2 tRNA genes and 3 rRNA genes are annotated in these 5,410 nt (G+C 53.2%); all 5 read left to right on the top strand.

What is annotated here, in order from left to right:
* Positions 1-12 precede the first annotated feature (12 nt).
* The 5 genes from ACUN9X_RS18820 (at position 13) to rrf (ending at position 5,349) form a co-directional block, all read left to right on the top strand.
* Positions 13-1,553: ribosomal RNA gene (locus tag ACUN9X_RS18820) — 16S ribosomal RNA — on the top strand.
* A gap of 90 nt (positions 1,554-1,643) precedes the next feature.
* Positions 1,644-1,720: transfer RNA gene (locus tag ACUN9X_RS18815), tRNA-Ile, on the top strand.
* A gap of 129 nt (positions 1,721-1,849) precedes the next feature.
* Positions 1,850-1,925, top strand: a tRNA-Ala gene (locus ACUN9X_RS18810).
* A 331-nt stretch (positions 1,926-2,256) separates the two neighbouring features.
* Positions 2,257-5,151 (top strand): 23S ribosomal RNA (locus ACUN9X_RS18805).
* Between the two features lie 82 nt (positions 5,152-5,233).
* Positions 5,234-5,349, top strand: a 5S ribosomal RNA gene (gene rrf / locus ACUN9X_RS18800).
* The 16S, 23S and 5S rRNA genes sit together here with 2 tRNA genes alongside, the layout of an rRNA operon.
* Positions 5,350-5,410 lie beyond the last annotated feature (61 nt).

Raw genomic sequence — 5,410 nt, 5'->3', positions numbered from 1 at the left:
GCTATATGATTTAAACTGAAGAGTTTGATCATGGCTCAGATTGAACGCTGGCGGCAGGCTTAACACATGCAAGTCGAGCGGTAACAGGGGTAGCTTGCTACCCGCTGACGAGCGGCGGACGGGTGAGTAATGCATAGGAAACTGCCCAGTAGTGGGGGATAGCCCGGGGAAACCCGGATTAATACCGCATACGCCCTACGGGGGAAAGCAGGGGATCTTCGGACCTTGCGCTATTGGATGTGCCTATGTCGGATTAGCTAGTTGGTGGGGTAAAGGCTCACCAAGGCGACGATCCGTAGCTGGTCTGAGAGGATGATCAGCCACATCGGGACTGAGACACGGCCCGAACTCCTACGGGAGGCAGCAGTGGGGAATATTGGACAATGGGGGCAACCCTGATCCAGCCATGCCGCGTGTGTGAAGAAGGCTTTCGGGTTGTAAAGCACTTTCAGCGAGGAGGAAGGTCTGTAGTTTAATACGCTGCAGAATTGACGTTACTCGCAGAAGAAGCACCGGCTAACTCCGTGCCAGCAGCCGCGGTAATACGGAGGGTGCAAGCGTTAATCGGAATTACTGGGCGTAAAGCGCGCGTAGGTGGTTTGATAAGCGAGATGTGAAAGCCCCGGGCTTAACCTGGGAACGGCATTTCGAACTGTCAGGCTAGAGTGTGGTAGAGGGTAGTGGAATTTCCTGTGTAGCGGTGAAATGCGTAGATATAGGAAGGAACACCAGTGGCGAAGGCGGCTACCTGGACCAACACTGACACTGAGGTGCGAAAGCGTGGGGAGCAAACAGGATTAGATACCCTGGTAGTCCACGCCGTAAACGATGTCTACTAGCCGTTGGGGCACTTGATGCTTTAGTGGCGCAGTTAACGCACTAAGTAGACCGCCTGGGGAGTACGGCCGCAAGGTTAAAACTCAAATGAATTGACGGGGGCCCGCACAAGCGGTGGAGCATGTGGTTTAATTCGACGCAACGCGAAGAACCTTACCTGGCCTTGACATGCTGAGAACTTTCCAGAGATGGATTGGTGCCTTCGGGAGCTCAGACACAGGTGCTGCATGGCCGTCGTCAGCTCGTGTCGTGAGATGTTGGGTTAAGTCCCGTAACGAGCGCAACCCCTATCCCTAGTTGCCAGCACATTATGGTGGGAACTCTAGGGAGACTGCCGGTGACAAACCGGAGGAAGGTGGGGATGACGTCAGGTCATCATGGCCCTTACGGCCAGGGCTACACACGTGCTACAATGGCGCGCACAGAGGGCTGCAAACCCGCGAGGGGGAGCTAATCTCACAAAACGCGTCGTAGTCCGGATCGCAGTCTGCAACTCGACTGCGTGAAGTCGGAATCGCTAGTAATCGCGAATCAGAATGTCGCGGTGAATACGTTCCCGGGCCTTGTACACACCGCCCGTCACACCATGGGAGTGGATTGCACCAGAAGTGGTTAGTCTAACCTTCGGGAGGACGATCACCACGGTGTGGTTCATGACTGGGGTGAAGTCGTAACAAGGTAGCCGTAGGGGAACCTGCGGCTGGATCACCTCCTTAAACGATGCTGAACGTCTCAGTCAGAGTCCACACAAATTACTTGGTCAGCCGGATAGAGAGCATATTGGGTCTAAGCGGGCCCATGCCATTGGGTCTGTAGCTCAGGTGGTTAGAGCGCACCCCTGATAAGGGTGAGGTCGGTGGTTCAAGTCCACCCAGACCCACCAAAATTGTTCAGCTAGGCGTTGCATTGATTCTTGCATAGCAGGCTATGCGGCGAATCAAAGAGCCTTGATCTGAATAATTTGAGTCGCCACTTGTAGAGGTGATAACAAGTGAGACTTGATAGCTTAAATGGGGCTATAGCTCAGCTGGGAGAGCGCCTGCCTTGCACGCAGGAGGTCAGCAGTTCGATCCTGCTTAGCTCCACCAATTTTACCTGACAGCGTCCCTGGCGCCGGTCAGTGTACAGAAACAAGTGTTACAAACAGGTGACCGTTTGCAGCCCTTCTTTCTGATCACTGGGTCAGACATGCTCTTTAAAAATGTGGACAAGATTGATAGCTGGGTAGATTCATCCAATTTATCTCCAGGATGGGTTTATCCAATGATAGCGATTTCAAGCGTTATCCGGTGTTAAATCGTTGGATTGCTTAATCTTGAATCAAGCGTCAGCAGGACAAAAGGCTGCTGACACTGTGAGATTGATTCGGAACGACTTCGGTCGGACTGAACCGGTTAAACAGTTGGTTTGGGGTTATATAGTCAAGCAATTAAGCGCATACGGTGGATGCCTTGGCAGTCAGAGGCGATGAAAGACGTGGAAGCCTGCGATAAGGCTCGGGGAGCTGGCAAACAAGCTTTGATCCGGGCATTTCTGAATGGGGAAACCCACCTGGTTTCGGCCAGGTACCTTGCACTGAATACATAGGTGTAAGGGGCGAACCGGGGGAACTGAAACATCTAAGTACCCCGAGGAAAAGAAATCAACCGAGATTCCCTAAGTAGCGGCGAGCGAACGGGGATTAGCCCTTAAGCTAAACAACTGGTAGGAGAAGGCTCTGGAAAGTGCCGCCATAGTGGGTGATAGCCCCGTATCCGAAACCTGAGTTTAGTGAAATCGAGTAGGACGGGACACGTGGTATCCTGTCTGAATATGGGGGGACCATCCTCCAAGGCTAAATACTCCTGACTGACCGATAGTGAACCAGTACCGTGAGGGAAAGGCGAAAAGAACCCCTGTGAGGGGAGTGAAATAGATCCTGAAACCGTATGCGTACAAGCAGTCGGAGCAGACTTGTTCTGTGACGGCGTACCTTTTGTATAATGGGTCAGCGACTTATGTTCAGTGGCGAGGTTAACCATCTAGGGGAGCCGTAGGGAAACCGAGTCTGAATAGGGCGACTTAGTCGCTGGGCATAGACCCGAAACCGGGCGATCTATCCATGAGCAGGTTGAAGGTGCCGTAACAGGCACTGGAGGACCGAACCCACTGTCGTTGAAAAGCCAGGGGATGACTTGTGGATCGGAGTGAAAGGCTAATCAAGCCCGGAGATAGCTGGTTCTCCTCGAAAGCTATTTAGGTAGCGCCTCGGACGAATACCATTGGGGGTAGAGCACTGTTTCGGCTAGGGGGTCATCCCGACTTACCAACCCGATGCAAACTCCGAATACCAATGAGTACTATCCGGGAGACACACGGTGGGTGCTAACGTCCATCGTGAAAAGGGAAACAACCCAGACCGCCAGCTAAGGTCCCGAAATACCAGTTAAGTGGGAAACGATGTGGGAAGGCGAAGACAGCTAGGAGGTTGGCTTAGAAGCAGCCATCCTTTAATGAAAGCGTAATAGCTCACTAGTCGAGTCGGCCTGCGCGGAAGATGTAACGGGGCTCAAACTGGTTACCGAAGCTGCGGCTGTGCACGTAAGTGTACGGGGTAGAGGAGCGTTCTGTAAGCCTGCGAAGGTGTGTTGAGAAGCATGCTGGAGGTATCAGAAGTGCGAATGCTGACATGAGTAACGATAATGGGAGTGAAAAACTCCCACGCCGGAAGACCAAGGGTTCCTGCGCAACGCTAATCGGCGCAGGGTTAGTCGACCCCTAAGGCGAGACCGAAAGGTGTAGTCGATGGGAAACGGGTTAATATTCCCGTACCTCGCATGACTGCGATGGAGAGACGGAGAAGGCTAGGTGAGCCGGGCGACGGTTGTCCCGGTTTAAGCATGTAGGGAGAGGACTTAGGCAAATCCGGGTCCTTAATCCTGAGACGCGACGACGACGGCTGCTTGCAGCTGGAAGTCATTGATGCCCTGCTTCCAGGAAAATCTTCTAAGCTTCAGGTCATGAGGGATCGTACCCCAAACCGACACAGGTGGTCAGGTAGAGAATACCAAGGCGCTTGAGAGAACTCGGGTAAAGGAACTAGGCAAAATGGTGCCGTAACTTCGGGAGAAGGCACGCCGGTATGTACGTGAAGCCCCTGCGGGTGGAGCGGAAACCGGTCGAAGATACCAGGCCCCTGCGACTGTTTATTAAAAACACAGCACTGTGCAAACACGAAAGTGGACGTATACGGTGTGACGCCTGCCCGGTGCCGGAAGGTTAATTGATGGGGTTAGCATTCGTGCGAAGCTCTTGATCGAAGCCCCGGTAAACGGCGGCCGTAACTATAACGGTCCTAAGGTAGCGAAATTCCTTGTCGGGTAAGTTCCGACCTGCACGAATGGCGTAACGATGGGGGCGCTGTCTCTACCCGAGACTCAGTGAAATTGAAATCGCCGTGAAGATGCGGTGTATCCGCGGCTAGACGGAAAGACCCCGTGAACCTTTACTATAGCTTCACAGTGAACTTTGAGCAGTTTTGTGTAGGATAGCTGGGAGGCTTTGAAGCGGTGACGCCAGTCATCGTGGAGCCAACCTTGAAATACCAGCCTGAACTGTTTGAGGTTCTAACTTCGTCCCCTTATCGGGGATAAGGACACTGTGTGGTGGGTAGTTTGACTGGGGCGGTCTCCTCCCAAAGAGTAACGGAGGAGCACAAAGGTGGGCTAAGCACGGTCGGACATCGTGCGGTTAGTGTAATGGCACAAGCCCGCTTAACTGCGAGACAGACACGTCGAGCAGGTACGAAAGTAGGTCATAGTGATCCGGTGGTTCTGTATGGAAGGGCCATCGCTCAACGGATAAAAGGTACTCCGGGGATAACAGGCTGATACCGCCCAAGAGTTCACATCGACGGCGGTGTTTGGCACCTCGATGTCGGCTCATCACATCCTGGGGCTGAAGCCGGTCCCAAGGGTATGGCTGTTCGCCATTTAAAGTGGTACGCGAGCTGGGTTTAGAACGTCGTGAGACAGTTCGGTCCCTATCTGCCGTGGACGTTGGAGATTTGAGGAAAGCTGCTCCTAGTACGAGAGGACCGGAGTGGACGAACCTCTGGTGTTCGGGTTGTTTCGCCAGAAGCATTGCCCGGTAGCTATGTTCGGACAGGATAACCGCTGAAAGCATCTAAGCGGGAAGCCCCTTCCAAGATGAGATCTCCCTGGCCCCTCGAGGGCCCTGAAGAGCCGTTCAAGACCAGGACGTTGATAGGTCGGGTGTGTAAGCGCTGCGAGGCGTTGAGCTAACCGATACTAATTGCTCGTGCGGCTTGACTATATAACACCCAAGCCAACTGCGGATAACGCAGGAAATCGCTTCAAAATTCAATCTTGTCCCGCCCAGTGGTCAAACTTTTTTGCCTGACGACTATAGCGATTCGGAACCACCTGATCCCATCCCGAACTCAGCAGTGAAACGAATCAGCGCCGATGGTAGTGTGGCTTTTGCTCATGCGAGAGTAGGTCATCGTCAGGCTCCTAATTCTGAAAACCCCAGCACAGCGATGTGTCTGGGGTTTTTTATTGGGCGGAATAAA

Source organism: Marinobacter sp. V032, from assembly GCF_052645435.1.
This window is presented reverse-complemented; position numbering and strand designations above follow the sequence as displayed.